Genomic DNA, 21,056 nt, shown 5'->3' with positions numbered 1-21,056 from the left:
TCGTGCTTCATGGCTTACTCGCGGGAGGAACCACGCCGTTCAGGCGCAGATACTCGACCATTTGTCCGTAATGGTCAAATGCATGAATTAACGCCTCGACTGTTAGCGCCAAGCGCGTTGTCTTGCTGCCAGGCAACGGTGAAATCGGAGAGGATTTAACCATTGTGCTGCTATCGCCGATAGCGTCAATCGCTTTACCAAGATGGGCAAAAGAGGCGTTCAGGTAATCCAAAATCTCTGATTTTGTTCGTATATTTTCGGGTCCCTGCTCGTCCCCGGCATCGGCGGGCGGCTCCTCGCCAAGAGCGGCAGCTGCCAGGATATGGTTGGTCGTCGCCAGATGTTTCACTTGCTGACCGAAAGTACGGACCCCCTTGAATTCGCCCTCGGCCGGAGCAAAGCTGTACTTTACAGCAGGCATTGCATCTGCAGCAGAGACGATTTGTGTCTGCACAGAATTAAGAAAAATCAGTAACGCAGCTTTTTCCCGCTGTGCGTCAAGAACGGGAGCGTTGTTTTCACTGTCTTGCTGACGCACGTCAACGGCACTTTTCAAAACGGTCCCTTTAGGTTTGCCTGTTTGCGCCATCGCGATGGTGCCATACACCAGCAACAGCAACAATAAGAGAATGCAGTGTTTCTGCTTCATTAGCGTTTTCTCCCGCGTGGCAGGGCTCAGGACTCTGCCCACAGAAACGACGGTACAACTTAAACCTGACTTTAAGGCAAATCCCCAATTTGTAATTGTTTTGTTGTCAACTCCAAGCGCAAACGAGATTCGCGTGCTTTAAAATGCGACAAATGGCGCAACTCACCGTCTCCGAAGTCGCGCAGCAAGTTGGAATCCGACCGTCTGCGATCCGGTATTACGAACGGATCGGTGTGCTTCCGCCTGCCCAGCGGATAAATGGTCAGAGGCGTTATGACAGCATGGCGGTTCATCGGCTGGCCGTCATACAGTGGGCAAGGCAAACAGGCTTTACACTGGATGAAATCAAGCAACTATTCTTCGGTTTTCGAGATGGTGTTCCGGCGTCACGGCGATGGCGACAGCTATCACGCAGAAAGCTCTCGGAACTTGAGTCGCAACTGAAGCGAATCAAGACGATGCAGCATTTGCTTCGGAGAATGATGCAGTGCTGCCGTTGTGACACTCTGGATGAATGTGGGCGCGGAATATTTCGAAAAAGCAGTGGCAAGAAATCCTTGGCCAGTTCATGATCGTCCCAGTCGTTTGGAAGAGCGCGGAAGTGTCATCCCTCAGCGATTGGCTTTTGATCGCGTTAAATCGGTAGCCAAAGCGAAGATGAGTTCCGCGCGCGTGCCCTAATAAATCGCTGGGTCAGTGAGATCATTTAGCACTTCAGGTTTTCAGGCGCGCAGTGGTGAAGGTTTTGTCCATACACTGCGAGCACATTTTTTTCGGTTGTCCGGTTATCAATGGCTGCGTCCGAAATCGAACAACAAAACCGTTGTTTCACCGATAATAGCGCGCTTTTTCTCAGAAGAGTCCGCAACTTAGCTCAATCATCAATTCGGGGAGAAAAATGCTTGTTCTTTGAGCGTTGTTGCGGAGACAGCAATGAAGGTCGTCTTGCACTGGGCATGATGTTCCTGAAGATGTTGTGGCTTACACCCACCCAGGCAATACCTTCCCAACTTTGGGGGGTGCCTCCATTGTTGGGCCGTAATCTTGGGCCATCAGATTCGCAAAGGCAGTGCAGTAAGAAAAAGCGGCGTCAGAAGCGATCTTCCAACTCCGTAAAGGCTGCAAGTTCCAACAGATACTGGCCATTTTGGACTACATCCACAACTTCGTGTTCAAGCACCCAGGTGTGAGGGTGCTGAATGAATACTGCGTGCAACCCGGCTGCGAGAGCCGGATTGATATCAGACTTAGGGCTATTGCCGATCATCCATGTTTTGTGCGGCCTTAATTCGTATTTTTGGCACACAGCGCAATAGGCGTCGGGATTTTTCTCACGTGGAATCTCCACGGAAGTGAAATGATGCGCCAGCCCTGAGCGCGAAAGCTTCTCGGCCTGCTCCACTTCATTTCCTTTTGTCATCAGGATGAGGCGATGCCTCGAGGCGAGCACTGGAAGCACCTCAGCCACACCGGGCAGCAGTTCGATTTCATGCTCGCTAATAGCTTGAGAGAAGCTCACGATTCGCTCGTGTTTCTCGGCGGAGATGGGCTCCGTACTGAGCCGCTCGAAGCAAGTAACAAGCGAGTGCCGGAAACTAGCTAGTCCGTAGCCGCGCTCACGGACAGTCTCACGTTCAACTTCGTTCAGAACCAATCGCACTTCTTCATGCGTGTACGAGTGATGGTTCAAGTACGAGATGAAGGAAGCGATGGCGCGCTCAAAGTAGATGTTGTTTTCCCATAGGGTGTCATCGGCGTCGAGCAACAATGTCTGTCCGGGCGCGAACCTGGGAAGTGCATTCATACATTAAGGGTAGCAAATACGCTCGACACAAAGAAGGACAGGCGACAGCGGTCATGCTGCGGAGTGAACGTGGTAATCGTTGATATAAGCAGAAGCTGAAGTCTCACCTGTAAACATGGAAACGCATGCCGTTCACGATCGGTGATATGTATCAGTCCTTCGTATTTCCCTGATACTCACGGTCCAACACCGACATTAAGAAGAGGGAATGGTATTTACCGTCGCGGTATATCGCTTCGCGAAAGATGCCGTCTTGTTGGAAGCCCAGAGTGCGGTATACATGCTGGGCGCGTGAGTTTGATTCGAAGACGTCGAGCCATAGACGATGCGCGCCGAGTTCTTCGAATACTTTCTTCAGCAAAAGCTGCAAAACTCTCTTGCCGTGACCTTCGCCGGGGGATCGCATTACCACGCGTTTCAACTCAAAATTGCGATGCTCTGACTGAAGTCCACGGAGGATGATGTAACCAAGCTGCTTTCCGTTTTCGTCTGTCGCGATCAGGTAGAGTGTATCCCGATCGCGCATGGCTGCCGTGTGTTCTTCATTCGTCCATTGACCGATGTAGTCGCGCAACGCCGGTGGGTGTTCGACTTCGACAATGAAGGGAATGTCGGCTGTTGTTGCTGTCTTCAGTTCCATGGCAGCTATTGGGCTAAAGCTCTGGTGATTGCTGATTCGGCAAGCGGTGCCATTACGCGATATCCGGCGTCATTCGGGTGCAGCCCGTCATCGGCGAGGTCCGCTTTCATCATGCCGTGGCTATCTACCATGGCGCTGTAATAGTCGAGATAAATAAGCTTGTTTTGCTCGCAGTACTTGCGCAGCCACTGATTCAGTTCCAGGATTTTTTCCGGCGAGCGCTGCAGGAACATCGTTTGCCGTTGAGCCACATAATTATGAATCGGTGTGACCGATGAAAAGATGACGCGAATGGAATGCTGGCGAGCCAATTCGGCCAGCGAAGCATAATTTGCCTCAATCTGTTCGACTGTCATTGGACCTGTGTTGCCGGCAATATCATTTGTTCCGGCAAGGATGACGACGATCTTCGGCGAAAGGTCGATGACGTCCTGGCGAAAGCGAATCAACATCTGCGGGGTTGTCTGGCCGCCAATTCCGCGATTGATGTACCCCTTGCCTGGGAAATATGTATCAAGCTTCCACGCGTCGGTAATGGAGTCGCCAAAAAAAACAACCCGATTTTCGCCGGAGAAAGGAGACTTTAGCTGCGCGTCAGCTTCGCGATACCGATTGAGTTCACCGAAATCATTCATGAATGTGGAGATGCGGCTTTCGCGCCAAAGTTCGAGACTAAGAACGGCCTGCGCAGCCGGGTCATCCTTTGCCGAGATTGCAGATTGTGTCTGGGTGATGCCCGGCGCGGAACAAACGAAGCACAAGGTCAGGATCCATGCAGATGTATGCATGAGCACAACATATCACTCAGAGAAAGAGCAACTCCAGCATCGTGCAGTCGTCGGTGGCCGGCGTGGCTTCGCAGAAGGACTGAAGGGCCAGCGCGACGCCATCCAGATTGCAGCTTGACCCGACCGCATGCTGCAGGCGCGTATCTCCGAAAAATGCGCCCTCTGCATTTTCGGCTTCGGTGACTCCGTCGGTTACCAGGAAGACGCGCGTGCCGGGCACAAGCGCGGATGTGCCCGCGCTGAAACTTGCATCGTCAATCAATCCGACGGGCAGATTCGATGCTTGAAGAGGCTGCACATGCTGTCCGGTACAAATGATCGGCCGTGGATGACCGCAATTGATGTAGTCAAGTTGGCCGGTCTTGCTGAGTTTGAGAATGCAAAGCGTCGCATATCTGCCAACATTCTTAGCGCAGATGTACTGATTGACGAGCGTGGCCACCATCTCAAGTGAGTGACCCGCCTTCAACTGCGAATAGATCAACCCTTGAAGCGTTGACGCCAGGAGAGCCGCGGGAATGCCTTTCCCGGAGACATCGACGATCACAAGGTAAATGTGATCGCCTTCGACGATAACGTCATAGAAGTCGCCTCCGATTTCTTTGCAAGGCACAGAGCGGGCCGACACTTTCGCATGAGGGAGATCCGGAATCTGCACTGCCATTAGGCCCTGCTGAATCTTTGCGGCGATGTCGAGTTCTTCCCGGTACCGGCGTGCTTGTTCCTCAGCGATGACGAGCTGGGCGTTGTCGATCAAGGCGGCGGCCTCCGAGGCGATACTGCGCAACATTTCGCTGTCGACCTGCGTCAGATTGCCGGCATGCAAACGACTGTCCAGGTAGAGAACACCGAGAAGATCATTTTTGCCATTTGCGCGTTCAAGCGGCGCCTGTTTGCGCCGGCTGCGCAGAGGTATGCAGATGATCGAGCGAATGTTCTGCATGATCATGCTTTCCGAACGCAGAACGGCTTCGGCTTTGAGGGTATCGGTGACGATAAATTCGCTGGCTGACGAGATGGCTTGCTGGATGGCGCTTCTTGAGAGCGTCGAGTCATCGGTGAGCGATTCGCCTTTGTTGTTTCGTCCGGCGGCGAATCGTGGCTTGCCATTTTCATCGCAAAGGAAGAAGTATCCGCGCTCAACCTTCGTGAGATCGAGTGTAGTTTCGACCAGGCAACTGAGAATTTGATCTACAGCCCCAACGGCGTTCAATCGCCGTGCCGCCTCCAGAAACCAACGAAGCTTCTCCAAACCGGTGGTCTGGCTCGATACCGCGGCGGGAAGCTGCACAAGCAGTTCCCGAATGGTTGAGGTCGAGCTGGCGTCGGCAATGCCGAAACGCAATTTCGGACCTTCCAAGGAGCCAAAATGGACTGTGTCCTCAGGAGAGAGGCGCTGGCGCTGAACACGAACGCCGTTGACGAAAGTACCGTGGCGGCTTTCCGTGTCGGTGACGTGGAAAGCGCCGTCCTCGTAACTAATTTCCGCATGCCTGCGCGAAACGTGAACGTCTTCGAGGATCAGATCTCGATCGGGCAGCCGTCCGACAGTAAATGGCGAGTGGTCGAGGATCCCGGTGGTCCGATGAGAGCTGTCGAGCACTTCGTAATGAGTCGGTGGAACGTGATTCATGTCTGATGTCCCTGAAAAAATCTGCAGTCGAGGATAGAAGGTCAGCGTGGGGGCAATTCTTCGCAAGCTGCTACGGGCCGATTATACAAAGATGCGCTCGGCTGCTCGCGCCAGAAGCCGGGAAGGGCTGGACAGGCGCTCAAAGTGTCTTGACGAAAGAATTTGTATCAGAAATATTGACAAATCTTGCGCTGTACGTGCAGACTGGTGCGTTTTCTCAATGGTGTATGCCTCCCTGGCCTGGCGGACGCAGTGCTGCCAGGCTTTCTTTTGGCCGCATACAGACTCCTATAATTTCTATTGATGACAGCAACTGAGAAAAATCTGAGACCGCTCGAATCGGGCATCTACACCGACTTCCATGACCGGATGAGCTATTCGGGGTATCTGTGCCTGGACGCCCTGCTTGCGCAGCAGCGTCCGCTTTCCAATCCCGAACATCATGACGAAATGCTGTTCATCATTCAGCATCAGGTTTCGGAGCTTTGGATCAAGCAGCTGATTCACGAGCTGACGGCAGCGATCTGGCATGTCAAGCACGATCATCTGGATCCTTGTTTCAAGATTCTTTCTAGGGCCAAGTTGATCCAAATGCAGCTCTTTGACCAGTGGGCAGTACTGGAGACGCTGACGCCCTCAGAATATATGGAGTTTCGCAGCGTGCTGGGGCATGCTTCGGGCTTCCAGTCGTTCCAATACCGGAAGCTGGAGTTTTTGCTCGGCAATAAGAATCGGGATGCGTTGAAGGTCTTTGCCGACTTTCCGCAGATTCATGAAGATTTGCTGAAAACGCTGGAGGCGCCGAGTCTCTATGATGAGTTTCTGATGCATCTGAAACGTCGCGGCCTTGCGATTCCCGACGCCTGTGTTTCGCGCGACTGGTCAGAGCCTTATGAAAAGAATGAAGAACTGGTCGACGTGCTGCGGCAGATCTACGAGCGGCATCGAGAACACTGGGATGCTTATGAGATGTGCGAAAAACTTGTTGACGTAGAGGAATATTTCCAGCTCTGGCGGTTTCGCCATATGAAGACGGTTGAGCGCATCATTGGCTTCCGTCCGGGGACGGGTGGTTCTTCAGGTGTCGGTTTTCTGAAGCAGGCGCTGAATCTGACCTTCTTTCCTGAACTCTTCGCCGTGCGCACGGGCCTGAAGCAGCGATGAGTTGTCCAATTCAGGAAGCGGTGGCCAAACTTCCGTCGGGTCCGCTGAGTGAAGAAACAGTGCAGCGCCATATTGCGCCGCTTTTTTCTCGCGTGCTTGCGAACGATCGCGTCTACCTGGCGAATCATTCTCTTGGAAGACCGCTGGACAAGATGGCGGAAGATGTTCGCGAAGGCATTACTTTGTGGGAGACGAAACTGGGCGACGCCTGGGATGAGTGGCTCGCCGAACAGGATGCATTTCGCGGAAGGATCGCGAAGCTGATCGGTGCGCCGCGCGTTGATTGCGTTGTACCGAAGACTTCCGCGGGGCAGGGCTTGCGTGCCATCTTGAACGTTTTGCACGGTCGGCCTCGTGTTCTGAGTACGCGCGGTGAGTTCGACTCCCTCGATTTGATCCTCAAGCAATATGCGGCTCTGGGCCGCATCGAGATGGAATGGCTGGAACCGGATGGTGAGGGCCGCTTTACCGTCGCAGACATGGTTCAAAAATTACGTTTCGGGGTCGATCTGGTTGTGATTTCGCAGGTCATGTTTATGGACGGCCAGATTGTTCACGACCTCCCGGTTCTGGCGGATGCATGTCATGCAGTCGGAGCCAGATTGCTTGTGGATGCGTATCATGCGGTCGGCGTGATTCCAGTCGACGTGGCGGCCATGCACGCTGATTTCGCAATTGGGGGCAGCTACAAGTATCTGCGCGGTGGTCCCGGCGCGTGTTTTCTCTACATTTCTCCCGAGGCGCTGGCGACGGGACTACGTGTGCTGGATACAGGATGGTTCGCCCGGGAAGATATCTTTGGCTATGAGCGGCATGATCCTCCGCTGCTGCGCGCCGGAGGCGATGCATTTCTTGAGTCGACGCCGCCGGTTTTGACCTACTATCAAGCACGTAGCGGTCAGATGTTAGCGCTCGCTCTCGGCGTGGAGCGGATGCGAGCTTATGGCTTGGAGCAACTCTCGCGTTTGAAGGGTTATCTGCGCGACGCTGGCATTGACGCGATTGGCGCAGATAGCGATCACGGAGCATTTCTCGCTGTGCAACTCGATGACGCTGCTGGCATTTCTGCGAAGCTGGCGGAGCAAGGTGTGATTACAGATGCGCGGGGACCGTGGCTGCGCCTGTGCCCGGATTGCCTGACGCGGGATCAAGAACTGCGAGGGGCTGCGGCGATGTTGGCTGAAGTGTTAGAGCGGGCCAGATCTTAAGAACCAGCCCTCTTCGCGATCACCTCTGTAGTTGATCCAGTGCCAGATTCAACTCAAGCACGTTGACGCGTGGTTCTCCGAGCACGCCGAACTGACGCGGCTGGATGTGAGACTCGACAAGGCTATGAACCTCGTCCTCCGTCAGATTGCGCGCTTGTGCGACGCGCTTTACCTGAAAGAGTGCCGCAGCCGGTGAAATATCCGGATCCAGCCCCGAGCCTGAAACAGTTACCAGATCAATTGGCACCGGTTGGCTGTTCCCATCCTGCTGATACTTTGCGACATCGCCCTGGATGCGAGAGACAAGCTTCTGATTGGACGCCGCGAGATTCGAGCCGCCAGATGAGGTCGCATCGTAACCGTTGCCCGCAGCCGACGGACGGCTATGGAAATACTTGTCGCTGGAGAAGCTTTGTCCGATGATTCTGGAGCCAATAACCTGACCATTCCTGGTGATGAGCTGCCCATCAGCCCTGTCTCGAAAGACCAGGTGTCCAAAAGCAGTGACAGCCAGAGGATAGGCGATTCCCAGCAATAGCGTGGTTACAAGTGTGAAGCGAATCGAAATGATGAGTGCTTTTTGCATGGTTTTCCTTAGATCAGGTGCAGCCCATTTAAAACAATGTCGATGAGCTTGATACCAACGAACGGAACGATGATGCCACCGATGCCGTAGATGATGAGGTTGCGGCGAAGCAGCGCCTGTGCGGACTTCGGCTCATATTTCACTCCGCGCAGAGCAAGTGGGACGAGCGCAATGATAATGATGGCGTTGAAGATGACAGCCGACAAAATCGCTGAGTGCGGAGTCTTCAAATGCATGACGTTGAGCGCGTTCAGCACTGGAAAAACACCTGCGAACATGGCCGGGATGATTGCGAAATACTTTGCTACGTCGTTGGCAATAGAGAAGGTCGTAAGCGCTCCCCGGGTCATGAGCAACTGCTTGCCGATCTCGACAATTTCGATCAGTTTCGTCGGGTTGGAATCGAGGTCGACCATGTTTCCGGCTTCCTTTGCAGCCTGCGTGCCGGAATTCATGGCCACGCCTACGTCGGCCTGAGCGAGAGCGGGAGCATCGTTGGTGCCGTCTCCGGTCATGGCAACGAGCTTTCCTTTGCCCTGCTCGCGCTTGATCAAATCCATTTTGTCTTTCGGCTTCGCTTCGGCAAGGAAGTCGTCTACGCCTGCCTCCCGCGCAATCACTGCTGCGGTCAGAGGATTGTCGCCGGTGATCATGATGGTGCGAATGCCCATGGCGCGGAGACGAGCAAGCCGGTCCTTGAGACCGCCCTTCACAATGTCCTTCAGATACACGACCCCGAGCGCGGTGCTGTTATCTGAAACGACCAGTGGCGTTCCGCCCAGCCGGGCGATCTCCTCAACCTTATCGGTGACTTTTCGTGGGAGGCTTGAGCCTTCCTGTTCCAGGTGACGCGCGATTGCGTCGGCGGAGCCTTTACGAATTATGGTTCCTGGGAGGTTCACGCCTGACATGCGAGTCTGAGCGCTGAATGGAACGAACTCAGCTTGCATGCCCGTCAGATCGCGTCCGCGCAGGTTGTATTTTTCCTTCGCGAGAACAACGATGGAACGGCCTTCCGGTGTTTCATCGGAAAGCGATGCGAGCTGGGCTGCATCGGCGAGGCGCTCTGTGCTGATGCCTGGAGCTGGGAGAAACTCAGTTGCCTGACGGTTGCCGAGGGTAATGGTTCCAGTCTTGTCGAGCAGCAGCGTATTTACATCGCCTGCAGCTTCGACGGCGCGCCCTGACATGGCCAGGACGTTGTATTGCACCAACCTGTCCATACCGGCGATTCCAATTGCCGAGAGCAGTCCGCCGATCGTGGTTGGGATGAGGCATACGAGCAGCGAGACCAACACAAAAATCGTCTGCGGCGCGTGCGAGTAAATCGCAAACGGCTGCAATGTAGCGACGGCCAGAAGAAAGACGATCGTCAGGCCTGAGAGCAGAATGCTTAAGGCAATCTCGTTCGGTGTCTTCTGTCGTTCAGCGCCTTCGACAAGCGCGATCATGCGGTCTAGAAACGTCTCACCTGGATTCGACGTGATGCGAATCTTGATCCAGTCGGAGAGTACTCGCGTTCCGCCTGTGACCGCGGAACGGTCACCACCGGCTTCGCGGATGACTGGAGCCGATTCACCAGTGATGGCCGACTCGTCGACGGATGCCACACCTTCGATGACTTCGCCGTCGCCGGCGATGAACTGTCCAGCTTCAACTTTAATGATGTCGTCGACGCGAAGCTGAGAGCTGGAAACGGCTTCGGTACTACCGTCTTTCCTGTACCGATAGGCCATGGTTTCGCCTTTGGCCTTACGCAGCGTGTCAGCTTGCGCTTTGCCCCGGCCCTCTGCCATGGCCTCTGCGAAATTGGCGAATAGGACAGTGAACCACAGCCACAGGGTGATCTGCAGATCGAATGCAAACCCAGGCTGGTGCCGGATGAGATCTTGAATCAGGAGCGCCGTAGTAAGGACACTCCCAACCTCCACGACGAACATGACCGGATTCTTGACCATGGCGCGTGGATGGAGTTTGGTAAACGCGCCAACAATCGCCTGGCGCAAAATAGTTGGATTCCAGAGACTCTGTTTTTCTGCCATTGCTTTCTCCGCTGCCTAGAAGAGTTGTCCTGCGTGCAGCAGCAGGTGCTCAAGGATGGGTCCCAGGCTCAGAGCCGGGAAAAATGTGAGCGCGCCAACGATAAGGACCACACCAGTCAACAGAACAGTGAACAGGCCTGTGTTTACGGGGAACGTTCCCGGTGACGGAGGCACACTCTTCTTTTGTGCCAGGTTCCCGGCTATGGCGATCATTGGAACCATCATCAGGAATCGGCCGATGAGCATGGTGAACCCGAGGCTCATGTTGTACCAGTGCGTGTTGGCACTTAATCCAGCGAATGCAGAACCGTTGTTACCTGCGCTGGAGGTAAAGGCATAAAGAATCTCGCTTAAGCCATGAGGCCCGTTGTTCGTCAGGCTGGTCAGTCCCATTTGGGGTGAAAGCACGGAGATTGCGGTGAGTGTCAGAATGATGAGCGGAAAGATGAGCACATAGAGCATCGCCATCTTTACGTCGTAAGATTCGATCTTTTTCCCCATATATTCCGGCGTGCGCCCTACCATTAGCCCAGCAATAAATACGGACAGCACGACGTAAATCAGCATGCCGTAGAGCCCTGCGCCGACTCCGCCGAAGACGATTTCCCCGAGCATGATATTGGCCATCGGAACCATGCCACCTAGAGGCGTGAAGGAGTCATGCACCGAATTGACCGCACCACAACTGGCATCCGTTGTGACTGTTGCAAACAGAGCAGACTGTGAAATGCCGAATCTTACTTCCTTGCCTTCCATGTTTCCGCCAGACTGCAGCGTGCTAACGTGCTGATCTACGCCATGCAGCAATGGATGAGGTTGCGATTCAGCCCAGTAGGCCGTTACAAATCCGGCAATGAAGAGGATGGACATGCAGGCAAAGACTGCCCATCCGTGGCCTGAAGATCCTGTCATCTTTCCGAGCGTCACCGTGAGCGCGGCAGGGATGATGAAGATCGAAAACATCTGAAGGAGATTCGTGAGCGGCGTCGGGTTCTCAAAGGGGTGAGCACTGTTCGCGTTGAAGAAGCCGCCACCATTTGTGCCGAGCATTTTGATGGCTTCTTGGGAAGCGACTGGTCCCTGCGCGATGGTTTGTGTTTGGCTTGGTTGCTCCAGCGTTGCAACCGAGGTATAGCTCTTCAGGTTTTGCACAACGCCTTGCTCAATCAATGCGCCTGAATAAATCAGACAAATTGGCAGCAGGATGTACAGAATTGAGCGCGTTGCGTCGGCCCAGAAATTACCAATCGTCTTCGATTCTCTGCGCGCAATGCCGCGTACCAGGGCTATCGCAACGGCGATGCCAACGGCCGCGCTCAAGAAGTTGTGATAGGCGAGACCCACCATTTGCGTGAAATAGCTCATGGTGGTTTCTGGCGTATAGGATTGCCAGTTTGTATTTGTGGTGAAGGAAGCAGCCGTGTTCCATGCTAAGTCAGGCGCCACACCTGCGAGATGCTGTGGGTTCCATGGCAGGAAGTGCTGTGCCCGTTCGATGACGTAAGTCAGCAACATGGAAACGAAGCTGAAAAGAAGCAGCGCGACGGAATATTCGCGCCAGTTCATCTCTTCTTCCGGCCGTACCCCAGAGAGCTTGTAAATGAGCCTTTCGATTGGCCTTAGAACGGGGCTTAGAAACGTGCGCTCGCCTTCGAGCACGCGCGCAATATAGATTCCCAGCGGACGCATGAGCGCAAGCAGCAGGGCAAAAAAAATGAGGGACTGGAGCCAACCGTTGGCTGTCATTTCAGAACTTCTCCGGATAAAGCAATGTCACCACGAGATAGACCATCATCAGGACGGTGACAGCAACGATGATTAGCGTAAGTATGCTCATGAATGGCTACCTCAGGCGCTCACATGCGCTCACGTAGAGCAACGCAATCACAAAGAAAATCAGGGTAAGAAACAGCATCAAAAGGTCCCACATAGCGCCCTCTCTTTTTGAACACAGACACGGCAAAAGCCCGCGAAAAGCAGGCTTTACTTAGTAAATGGGTTACACACTAAGTCGGGCGTAAGGGATTTATAAGGAAGTCATAAACGGGTCTATTCTGGCGCGCCTTCAGGAAGGAAACGATAGCCAACCCACGGTTCGGTCTGAATGTATTCTTTCGCCGTTTCGCCCTGTAATTTCTTTCGCAGCTGACCCACAAAGACGCGCAGGTATTCCGGCTGTTGAGCCGACTGTGCACCCCAGACGGCAGTCAGCAGGGCGCGATGCGTAATTACTTTTCCCGCGTTGCGCGCGAAGTGAAGAAGCAGGTCGAATTCCTTTGGAGTGAGATGGATTGGACGTCCGCTTACTGTCACGCTGTGGGCTGCGGTATCGACGACGAAATCGCCGACCTCTATCGCGACGTCGGTGTTGCGCTCCGGAGCACGCCGCAAGTGCGCTCGTACACGCGCCAGCAGCTCCTGCGTACTGAATGGTTTCGTCACATAGTCATCGGCGCCCGCATCCAGCGCTTCGATTTTCGTGCGCTCCTGATCGCGGACGGAGAGCACGAGGATCGGAATATCACTTTTTGCGCGCACAACTCGGGCTAACTCGACACCGGTCATACCCGGCATCATCAGGTCGGTGATGATGAGGTCCGGCATCCAGTCCTCTACTAGTCGAAGGGCTTCTTCCGGCTCATTTGCTGTGCGCACATCGTAACCCTGAGCGGAAAGCGCGGCTCGCAGAACGCGCGTAATCTGCATTTCATCGTCAACTACCAAAACTCGTTCGGCCATACTTGGATACAGTATCATCGCGCTTGGGATGCAAAAGTACAACAGTCGTGCGGTAACGACGATACTCAGTTATGCGGTATCAACAGCGCTCGCCTTTGTGTTAGTGGTCATATTCCGTCGCGTGGTTCACGTGAATGCCACAACAGTAGCATTGAGCTTCTTGGTACTTGTCCTGATTGTGGCTACGCGATGGCGGCTCGCCCATTCTGTTTATCTTTCGATTTTGTGCACTTTACTTTATAACTTCTTCTTTCTACCCCCGGTAGGAACACTTACCATCGCGGATCCGCAGAATTGGGTGACACTTTCAGTGTTTCTTGGCACCAGCGTACTGGTCAGCCAGCTTTCAGAAAGGGAGCGCAAGCAAAGAGAGCTCTCGGAGCAACGACGGGGGGAAGTGGAGCGGCTGTACGAATTCAGCCAGCAACTTCTACTGCTCGAGGACTTGCGCGATCTCGCGCGGACCACCCCATCCATAGCTGCGAAGATTTTTGGCTTACGTGCTGTCGCGCTCTACGTGACCGGCCAGAACGCCACCTATTACTCAGATCCCAGGAATGAGCTTCTTCCCGCAATTGATCTAAAGCAGGTTGCTCAAAGCTCAGAGCCCCGTGTTCGCAAGGTCGAAGGCGCCTTTGCTCTACCCCTCGTATTCGGTATGCAATCAGCCGGAGCCCTGGCCATCGTAGATGGCGCGTATTCACACGAGATGTATGAAGCGATCAGCGGGCTGGTTGCTATTGCGCTGGAGCGCGCCGCAGCCCTGGAGCGCACAAGCCACATGGAGGCAACGCGCGAAGGAGAGCGCCTGCGCAGCGCGCTTCTTGATTCTGTAACTCACGAGTTGCGAACTCCCCTCACGGCGATTCGTGCAGCAGCAACGACGTTGATTGGTCATCCAACTCTTCCAGAAGCTGAACGAAATGAGATGTACGCCGTGGTAGATGAGGAGAGTATGCGCCTGGACCGATTGATCGGCGAAGCTCTGGAAATGGCTCAACTGGATTCGGCTGGTTTGCACGTTCGTCCGCGGCTGGAGAATGTCCGCGAACTGATCGATATCGTGCTGCTGGAAGAACAGACGCGTCTCCGCGGGCGTGTGATTGAAGTAAGTGTTCCAGAATCTCTCCCGCGTGTTCCTATGGATCATGAGTTAGTTCGTCGCGTGCTGCGGCATTTGATCGAGAACGCGCTGAAGTATTCGCCGGCAAAATCTTCGGTTGAAATTTCAGCAGAAGTAATGAATGAACGTTTGCTTGTTCACATCGCCGATCATGGAATGGGAATCGATCGATCGGAACAGCCGTTCATCTTCGACAAGTTTTTTCGCGGCAGCAATCAGCGTGATCGCGTAGAGGGAAGTGGCATGGGGCTAGCCATCGCGAAGGCTATTCTTACGGCGCATGGTGGCGGCATTGAAGTAAAGAGCGAACGGGGCAGTGGGGCGGTGTTCACTTTTTGGCTGCCTCTCTCCGGTCTTTCTTAGCATGATGGGAAAGCAGTACTTATCCTCCGCTGACTTGAAGACCTTGTCTATGGCGGCAGACATATTCAAGACAATGATATCTTCGCTGAAAGACCAGGGAAAATTCTCATGACGAGCATGACAGGGACAGTGAAAACCTGCACCGAGTACCTCTTTTTCAACACGAAGAAGCGGCGCGAGATGGTGCTGCTAACACCGCGCCTTGAAGAGATAGTCGACAAAAGCGGAATTCGTGACGGCTTCTGCTTCGTTTCAGCGATGCACATCACTGCTGCCATATACGTAAACGACTTGGAGGACGGTCTGATCGCCGATATTCAAGAGTGGCTGGAAGAGCTGGCGCCTGCGCGGCCGGACTATCGTCATCATCAGACCGGGGAAGACAATGCGGATGCGCATTTGAAAGCGCTTCTGCTGCATCATGAAGTGACATTGCCGATAACGAATGGCAAACTCGATCTCGGCACGTGGCAGCAAGTGTTCTATGCCGAATTCGATGGGCAGAGACGCAAGCGCGTCATTGTGAAACTTATGGGAGTGGTCTAGCTGTTGCCTCAGCGGTTGCGGTTGGGGCAGGAATCGCTGCGGCAATCGCCGCTGGTTTCGCAGCTGGAACATGGACCGCAGGTGACGCTGGGGTTGTTACACGAGGCAGCACGATAATGTCGACTCGCCTGTTCTGTGCCCGCCCATCGGCCGTTTCATTGGATGCCGTTGGGTGGTATTCCGCATAGCCAGACGCGGATAGCCGTGCTGGCGCAAATTGATGGCCTACGATAAAGATGCGTGCCAGGTGCGTCGCTCGAGCCGTCGAGAGCTCCCAGTTGGAATCAAACAAGTCGGTGTGGATAGGCACGTTATCCGTATGCCCCTCTATGCGAATATCGTAAGGGGTGGTTCGCAGGGCCTCAGCAATCTGACCAAGCGTTGCAAGCGACGATGGATGCGGTACCGCGGAGCCGCTGTCAAAAAAGCCGGCCTCGCGCAAGGAGATGATCAATCCTTCGCGGCCAATGCGCAGAGCAACGACGTGCCGGGCAATCTGGTTCGAAAGAAGCCCTTCGAGATGTCGCTTAATGCGTTCAAAGTCCTCCTGCACCTGAGGAGAAGCGAGCATCTGATCGCCCATGACAACGTTCATTGGCGTTACAGTTTCATCCTGCGTTGCGGCGGGCGCTGACCCGGCATCCGTTGCACCCTGGAGTTGCTTTGTCGGAGTGGCGGACTGAAAAAGCCCCAATGATTGGAAAGCCGAGTTGATTGCGGCAGCAGCTTCGGCCTGTTTTCTCTGGTCGGCCTTGGATGTTGCGTACATCACGACGAAAAAGGCAAAAAGCAGGGTGATAAAGTCGGCATAGGAGACGAGCCAGCGCTCGTGGTTTGCATGATGCTTATCCTTGCGCCGTCTCATGGCTGTTGTCCTTCCGTCGTTTTCTTATTTTGAGCAAGAAAGCTTTGCAGTTTCACCTCGATCATGCGCGGATTCATGCCTTCAATGATCGAGATGACTCCTTCGAGCGTCATCTCCTTGATGCGTTGGTCTTCATGCAGCCGCAGGCGCAGCTTGCCCGCTGAAGGCAGAAAGAGGATGTTTGCCGAACCGACGCCATAAATCGTGGCGACGAAAGCAACGGCAATTCCGCGACCCACCTCATCAATGTGGTCAAGATGCTGCATGACCTGGATCAGCCCCATCACTGCGCCAATAATGCCGATGGTTGGCGCGAATCCGCCCGCGGACTCGAAAACGGAGGGTATGGCCTCTTCTCTCGCTGCATGGTTGTCGATCTGCAACTCCATGATCTTGCGCAGCTCGGCAGGTTCGGTGCCATCCACGGCAAGCGTAAGCGCCTGCTTTAGAAATGTATCCGAGATCGTGGGCAGGTCCTGATCGAGAGAAACGATGCCGCTGCGCCGCGCCTTGTTGGCGAAACTCAGAAGCAGCTTCACAGTGGCGTCGTTATCGACCTTTCTCGTGAAGAAAACGCTGGCTAGGCGCTTGAAAGCAGCGCCGATAGTCGTCAGCGGGAACTGCAACATAACCGCGCCGAGCGTTCCGCCAAGAACAATCATGGCTGCTGTAGGCTGAAGAATCTGGCCTACACGGCCACCCTCGATTAGAAGCCCTGCAATTATGCCGGCAAACGCAAGTGCCACTCCACCAAAGCTGCTCTTATCCATATCGGCTTTCTTCCCAATAGAGTCGTTCCAAAGGTCAATCGGAAATGCTGAGTTACAACAATTCGTTTCTGCGCCGGCGTTGCTGCGCAGTGTCTTCTGATCCGTCGGGCAACTCTCCGGAATGGATGGCCTGTTCCGCTGCCAGGGCGCGCAGGCTTGCGCCGCTCGCTGCGATATTTGCCAGGTCACTCACACTGCCCGAAGAGATCTGAGCGAGTACCTGAATCAGAAGCATCGCGCGATACGCCGAGATGCGCCGCACCACTTCTTCGCTTGGCTCCGACACGACAATCTTTTCGCCGTGGATCAGGGTGAGCATGGTGTCCGGCGACGACTCCACATACTTAATCAGATCGCAATTCACGATCATTGCCTGTCCATTGAGCCGGGTAAGTTCAATCATTGGCCCTCAACCTCCTGCGTCGTTGAGTGATTTATCGGCATCGGGGCTGAAAGATTGATGGGCCAACTTCGATAGTCATGTTCAGGCAATAGCTTCTGGCCGGACGCACGTAGTATGCCAAAGCGCGGAGTTGAAGTACGCACTCCATAAAGTGCATAGGGCGCGCGCCGATGAAGGCTGTGGGTAACGTGGTTCCTGTGGAAACGGTGACCCGGCGATGAACATTGCGTTCCTTGACCGGTCAGGCACCCGAAGCGGGCAACCTAAATCAACGCAAAGAGGAGCACACGAATATGTCATTGGGTGTCCTGAATAACATCTCCGCGATCTACGCGGAGAACAATCTGAACCAGACGCAGGCCGGACTGCAGAACACGCTGACGCAGCTTTCGTCCGGTTCGCGCATCAACTCGGGCGCGGACGATGCAGCCGGCCTTTCGCTCGCGAACGGCCTCGGCGCCAACTCCGCCGCCCTCACGCAGTCCTCCACCAACGCCGCTGAAGGCGTCGGCCTTTTGCAAGTCGCAGACGGCGCGCTTTCGCAGGTAACGAACCTGTTGAACCGCGCAGTTACGCTGGCAACTGAAGCGTCGAACGGCACTCTGAACGCAGCGCAGGACAGCGCCGCCAACTCTGAATTTCAGTCGATTCTGGATGAAATCAGCAACATCGGCAGCACAACCACCTACAACGGGCAGCAGGTCTTCGGCAGCGCCGCCGGCTTCCAGATCTTTACCGGAGACGGAACAAAGGGCGGTGGCTTTGCTGACACGATTACCCTGGCCGCTCTTTCCAGCGCGACAGTCGGTGACAGCACCGGTTCCGCCGGCCTTACCTATACCTCTGGCGCTGGCGCAGCAACGTCAACCCTTACCTACGCACCGGTTGCGGCCAACAGCGTCAACCTGGGCGCGGATAATCTGACTTCCGCGGCCAATGCTCAAACTGCACTGAACGATGTTTACAAGTCTGTGCAGGATGTGGCGGCGGAACGCGGTTACACCGGCGCTCAGATCAACACGCTGAACGCAGTCAGCAACGTCGAAAGCACCGAGCAGGAGAACGTGGTTTCGGCACAGAACTCCATCCAGGCGACCGATTACGCTTCGGCCACCTCGAACCTCTCGAAGTACGAAATTCTGAGCCAGACGGGCATCAGCGCTCTGGCCCAGGCCAACAGCACCGAGCAGTTGGTCACCAAGCTGCTTCAGTAGTCCGACGGCAGTGCGTGACGCAGGGAGCCATAACAGGCTCCCTGTTTCCTTTAGAGGATATTCAGGGGGAGGGCTAAACCCTCTCGGCGGGTGGCCCATTCAAGCCATCTGTTGGTGTTCAGTTTCATGACATGCTTTACAAAATGTCTCCGGACATCCTTTACACTCCGCGGCGAGCGCAGCGAGCGGCGGAGTGTAAAGGCGAGATGGGCTGGAAGACGATGGATGTACGGCAGCAGCGGGTGGAGTTTGTAGTCGCGGCGACACGCGGGGAGAAGCCTTTCAGCCGGCTCTGTGAAGAGTTCGGGGTATCCCGTCCGACCGGGTATTTGTGGTGGAAACGGTATCGTAGCGGAGGTCTTGAAGGCATCGCAGAACAGAGCCGGAAGCCGCATGCGAGTCCGACCCGGATCAGGGAGTCGCTGGAAGAGCAGGTGATGGCGTTGCGGCGGCGGTATCCGGATTGGGGAGCGCGTAAGTTGAGCGTGCTGCTCGAGCGATCGGGCCAGCAACTTCCGCCCAGTACGATCCACCGCATCTTGCGCCGCCACGATCTGGTGCGCGATCGGTTGCAGAGCAGCCGATGCTGTCAGCGGTTTGAGCGCAGCCATCCCAATGAGCTGTGGCAGATGGACTTCAAGGGACCGAGCGGATGGAATCAGGAAGTGGGTCCGTTATCGATTCTCGATGATCATAGCCGCTACCTGATCGGGTTACGGGCGCTGGGCAGCACGCAGGCAGAGCCGGTGCGCGAGCAGTTGGAAGAGGCATTTCTGCGCTGCGGGGTGCCGGAGGCGATGCTGATGGATCATGGCATTCCATGGTGGGGGCCGCGATCCCCGCTGGGGCTGACGAAGATCTCCGTCTGGCTGATGCAGCAAGGGATCCGGCTGTACTGGAGCGGGGTGCGGCACCCGCAGACACAAGGCAAAGTGGAGCGTTTCCACGGCACGCTGCTGCGTTCCATCCAGAGGAGGCGCCTGTGGGAGCAGCGCACGCAGCAGTGGCTGGATGACTATCGCTGGGAATATAACCATCTTCGGCCGCATGAAGCCCTGGGGATGAAAACCCCGGCGAAGGTATGGCAGCCGAGTCGGCGGAAATATCAGCCCCACCCGGCCGGCTGGGAGTATCCGGAGGGAGCGGTCTTGCGCAAGGTAGACGCCGACGGCAAACTCCAGGTAGGCGGGCAACAGTGGCATCTCAGTCGCGCTCTGAACCGGCAATGGGTGCAGATCGTGGCTGTGGAGCAGCGTGTGCTGGTCTACTACTGCACCACGCTGATCCGGGAACTGGACTTCTCTATCCAGCGATCGACGATCGTCGATCGCTGGATAGAAGACCCCTTCTGAAATCCAAAACTGTAAACAATCTCTGGAGACAAACTGTAAAGTATCTCGTGGAACTTTACACCATCTGTTGGCTTGAGTGGGGATTTCCTTGTCAAGCCCCTGAAGCGAAAGAAATCTTCTAACTCCAACAATCCAAAGAGAAAATGGTAGCTGCAATTTGGCATAGTATTTCCACCTAAATTGCTAGAATAGATATAGAGGAAAAAAGCCCGCCAGCAATGGCGGGCTTTCGTGTTTTAATGCTCGATTTTTCACCCGACCGGTCATTCTGACGACCAACGGGAGGAAGAATCTAAGCGATGCGGATGGAAGCCGATTCCGCCAGCAGGATCAGTAATCGGGTGCCCCATCCTATCTTCTCGTGCGGTTCGAGAAGGTAGGGTGGGTCTGGAAAGACCGCGCGCAGCGCGCACATTTTGTAATCCGTAACAGCCAATAAAAAGACGAATTTACGAAAAACATACCGGGGGATCCATCATGTACAACGAGTGCCGTCACATCTTCACCAGCGGAAAGAAGTGCCAGTCACCCGCGCTCAATGAACAGAACTTCTGCTATTTCCACAGCAATCGTCGCAAGCGCCCGGCGCCGAAAGACCAAGCATACGAACCCTACATCGCGCCGCAGGACACGGCCCACAACCTGCCGCAACTCGAAGACGCCGACGCCATCCAACTCGCCCTCTCCGATGTTGTCCTCGCGCTGGCCGCCAATCGCATCGACTCCCGCCGCGCCCGGATCCTCATCTACGGCCTGCAGGTAGCCTCGCAGAACCACCGCCACCGCGCAGCCCAGGCCGCCAAAGACGCAGCGCCCGCACAGACAGTCCGCGAAACCCATGAACATGAAGACGGCACCCTCATCGGCCCGGCCCAACAGAGCCCCGACCCGGAAGAGGCTGCGGAAAGAAAACGCCCACCCAGCCTCGGCCAAATCCTGCTGCGCGAAGCCGAAGCCCTGCGCGCCCGAAAGGAAGCCGAAGAGCAAGCCGAAGCCGCGGAAGCCGAGCAATCTGCCCAACACACAGCCATCTTCCGGCTCGACAAAATCCATGCCGTAACCGAAGAACGGGTGCCCCATCCTGTCTCCTCGTGCCATTCGAGAAAACGGAATGGGTCTAAAACGTCCGCGCAAATCGGGCGGGAAAGGGCGCGCCATAAATCGATC

21 protein-coding genes are annotated in these 21,056 nt (G+C 55.1%); 7 read left to right on the top strand and 14 right to left on the bottom strand.

All coding sequences use genetic code 11. The features are described 5' to 3' along the window. Positions 1 to 7: 7 nt before the first annotated feature. On the bottom strand, positions 8 to 649 hold the full coding sequence (locus tag H7849_RS11600) for a DinB family protein (RefSeq protein WP_186746677.1): 642 nt from the start codon (positions 647 to 649) through the stop codon (positions 8 to 10). Between the two features lie 143 nt (positions 650 to 792). Between H7849_RS11600 and H7849_RS27410 the strand changes: the two genes are divergently transcribed. Continuing rightward, positions 793 to 1,221 carry a MerR family transcriptional regulator gene (locus tag H7849_RS27410; RefSeq protein WP_432756534.1) on the top strand — a complete coding sequence of 143 codons (429 nt, stop codon included), beginning with the start codon at positions 793 to 795 and terminating at the stop codon, positions 1,219 to 1,221. A 518-nt stretch (positions 1,222 to 1,739) separates the two neighbouring features. Here H7849_RS27410 and H7849_RS11590 read toward each other — a convergent pair. The 4 genes from H7849_RS11590 to H7849_RS11575 form a co-directional block, all read right to left on the bottom strand. Continuing rightward, positions 1,740 to 2,453 carry an HAD family hydrolase gene (locus H7849_RS11590; protein ID WP_186746673.1) on the bottom strand — a complete coding sequence of 238 codons (714 nt, stop codon included), beginning with the start codon at positions 2,451 to 2,453 and terminating at the stop codon, positions 1,740 to 1,742. Between the two features lie 151 nt (positions 2,454 to 2,604). Continuing rightward, complete coding sequence (locus tag H7849_RS11585; RefSeq protein WP_186746671.1) at positions 2,605 to 3,093, bottom strand: GNAT family N-acetyltransferase; 489 nt, start codon at positions 3,091 to 3,093, stop codon at positions 2,605 to 2,607. 5 nt (positions 3,094 to 3,098) lie between these two features. After that, entirely contained in the window at positions 3,099 to 3,881 is a 783-nt protein-coding gene (locus tag H7849_RS11580; protein ID WP_251106758.1) for an SGNH/GDSL hydrolase family protein, read from the bottom strand. Between the two features lie 16 nt (positions 3,882 to 3,897). Further along, a complete protein-coding gene (locus tag H7849_RS11575) occupies positions 3,898 to 5,514 on the bottom strand; it encodes a SpoIIE family protein phosphatase (RefSeq protein ID WP_186746670.1) in 1,617 nt (538 codons plus the stop codon). 303 nt (positions 5,515 to 5,817) lie between these two features. Between H7849_RS11575 and H7849_RS11570 the strand changes: the two genes are divergently transcribed. Then, positions 5,818 to 6,678, top strand: a complete 861-nt coding sequence (locus H7849_RS11570; protein ID WP_186746668.1) for a tryptophan 2,3-dioxygenase — start codon at positions 5,818 to 5,820, stop codon at positions 6,676 to 6,678. Then, positions 6,675 to 7,886, top strand: coding sequence for an aminotransferase class V-fold PLP-dependent enzyme (locus H7849_RS11565; protein WP_186746666.1), 1,212 nt, complete (start codon positions 6,675 to 6,677; stop codon positions 7,884 to 7,886). Before H7849_RS11570 ends, H7849_RS11565 begins: the two co-directional genes overlap by 4 nt. Positions 7,887 to 7,905: 19 nt before the next feature. Here H7849_RS11565 and kdpC read toward each other — a convergent pair whose 3' ends face one another. The 5 genes from kdpC to H7849_RS11540 form a co-directional block, all read right to left on the bottom strand. Beyond that, positions 7,906 to 8,472, bottom strand: a complete 567-nt coding sequence (gene kdpC / locus H7849_RS11560) for a potassium-transporting ATPase subunit KdpC (RefSeq protein WP_186746664.1) — start codon at positions 8,470 to 8,472, stop codon at positions 7,906 to 7,908. A gap of 8 nt (positions 8,473 to 8,480) precedes the next feature. Beyond that, the gene (kdpB, locus tag H7849_RS11555; protein ID WP_186746662.1) at positions 8,481 to 10,514 is read right to left on the bottom strand and encodes a potassium-transporting ATPase subunit KdpB; all 2,034 of its coding nucleotides are present in this window, start codon (positions 10,512 to 10,514) and stop codon (positions 8,481 to 8,483) included. Between the two features lie 15 nt (positions 10,515 to 10,529). Next, positions 10,530 to 12,260 (bottom strand): potassium-transporting ATPase subunit KdpA, encoded by a 1,731-nt coding sequence (gene kdpA, locus H7849_RS11550; protein WP_186746660.1) that lies wholly within the window; start codon positions 12,258 to 12,260, stop codon positions 10,530 to 10,532. Position 12,261: 1 nt separating this feature from the next. After that, positions 12,262 to 12,351, bottom strand: coding sequence for a potassium-transporting ATPase subunit F (locus H7849_RS11545; RefSeq protein WP_186746658.1), 90 nt, complete (start codon positions 12,349 to 12,351; stop codon positions 12,262 to 12,264). Between the two features lie 212 nt (positions 12,352 to 12,563). Next, entirely contained in the window at positions 12,564 to 13,253 is a 690-nt protein-coding gene (locus H7849_RS11540) for a response regulator transcription factor (protein WP_186746657.1), read from the bottom strand. Positions 13,254 to 13,281: 28 nt separating this feature from the next. Here H7849_RS11540 and H7849_RS11535 point away from each other — a divergent pair, with 28 nt between their 5' ends. After that, complete coding sequence (locus H7849_RS11535) at positions 13,282 to 14,739, top strand: ATP-binding protein (protein ID WP_186746655.1); 1,458 nt, start codon at positions 13,282 to 13,284, stop codon at positions 14,737 to 14,739. Between the two features lie 108 nt (positions 14,740 to 14,847). Further along, positions 14,848 to 15,285, top strand: a complete 438-nt coding sequence (locus tag H7849_RS11530; RefSeq protein WP_251106757.1) for a secondary thiamine-phosphate synthase enzyme YjbQ — start codon at positions 14,848 to 14,850, stop codon at positions 15,283 to 15,285. Here the strand turns inward: H7849_RS11530 and H7849_RS11525 are convergent. The 3 genes from H7849_RS11525 to H7849_RS11515 are packed head-to-tail and all read right to left on the bottom strand — an operon-like array spanning position 15,269 to position 17,323. Continuing rightward, positions 15,269 to 16,150, bottom strand: coding sequence for a flagellar motor protein MotB (locus H7849_RS11525; RefSeq protein ID WP_186746653.1), 882 nt, complete (start codon positions 16,148 to 16,150; stop codon positions 15,269 to 15,271). The two genes, H7849_RS11530 and H7849_RS11525, sit on opposite strands and share 17 nt — an antisense overlap. After that, positions 16,147 to 16,920 carry a flagellar motor protein gene (locus H7849_RS11520; protein WP_186746651.1) on the bottom strand — a complete coding sequence of 258 codons (774 nt, stop codon included), beginning with the start codon at positions 16,918 to 16,920 and terminating at the stop codon, positions 16,147 to 16,149. The genes H7849_RS11525 and H7849_RS11520 overlap by 4 nt, the downstream gene beginning before the upstream one ends. A 52-nt stretch (positions 16,921 to 16,972) precedes the next feature. Further along, complete coding sequence (locus H7849_RS11515; protein ID WP_186746649.1) at positions 16,973 to 17,323, bottom strand: flagellar FlbD family protein; 351 nt, start codon at positions 17,321 to 17,323, stop codon at positions 16,973 to 16,975. Between the two features lie 293 nt (positions 17,324 to 17,616). On the opposite strand from H7849_RS11515, the gene H7849_RS11510 reads away from it, so the two are divergent. Continuing rightward, positions 17,617 to 18,537: a flagellin N-terminal helical domain-containing protein gene (locus tag H7849_RS11510; RefSeq protein ID WP_186746648.1), complete on the top strand. Its 921-nt coding sequence runs from the start codon at positions 17,617 to 17,619 to the stop codon at positions 18,535 to 18,537. A gap of 131 nt (positions 18,538 to 18,668) precedes the next feature. Beyond that, the gene (locus H7849_RS11505; RefSeq protein ID WP_251106371.1) at positions 18,669 to 19,889 is read left to right on the top strand and encodes an IS481 family transposase; all 1,221 of its coding nucleotides are present in this window, start codon (positions 18,669 to 18,671) and stop codon (positions 19,887 to 19,889) included. A gap of 525 nt (positions 19,890 to 20,414) precedes the next feature. Here the strand turns inward: H7849_RS11505 and H7849_RS11500 are convergent. Then, complete coding sequence (locus H7849_RS11500; protein ID WP_186746646.1) at positions 20,415 to 20,969, bottom strand: hypothetical protein; 555 nt, start codon at positions 20,967 to 20,969, stop codon at positions 20,415 to 20,417. Between the last annotated feature and the right edge of the window lie 87 nt (positions 20,970 to 21,056).

It is taken from the genome of Alloacidobacterium dinghuense, from assembly GCF_014274465.1.
Classification (GTDB): domain Bacteria; phylum Acidobacteriota; class Terriglobia; order Terriglobales; family Acidobacteriaceae; genus Alloacidobacterium; species Alloacidobacterium dinghuense.
Note: the sequence above shows the minus strand (reverse complement) of the source record. Positions and strands in the feature narration are given on the sequence as shown.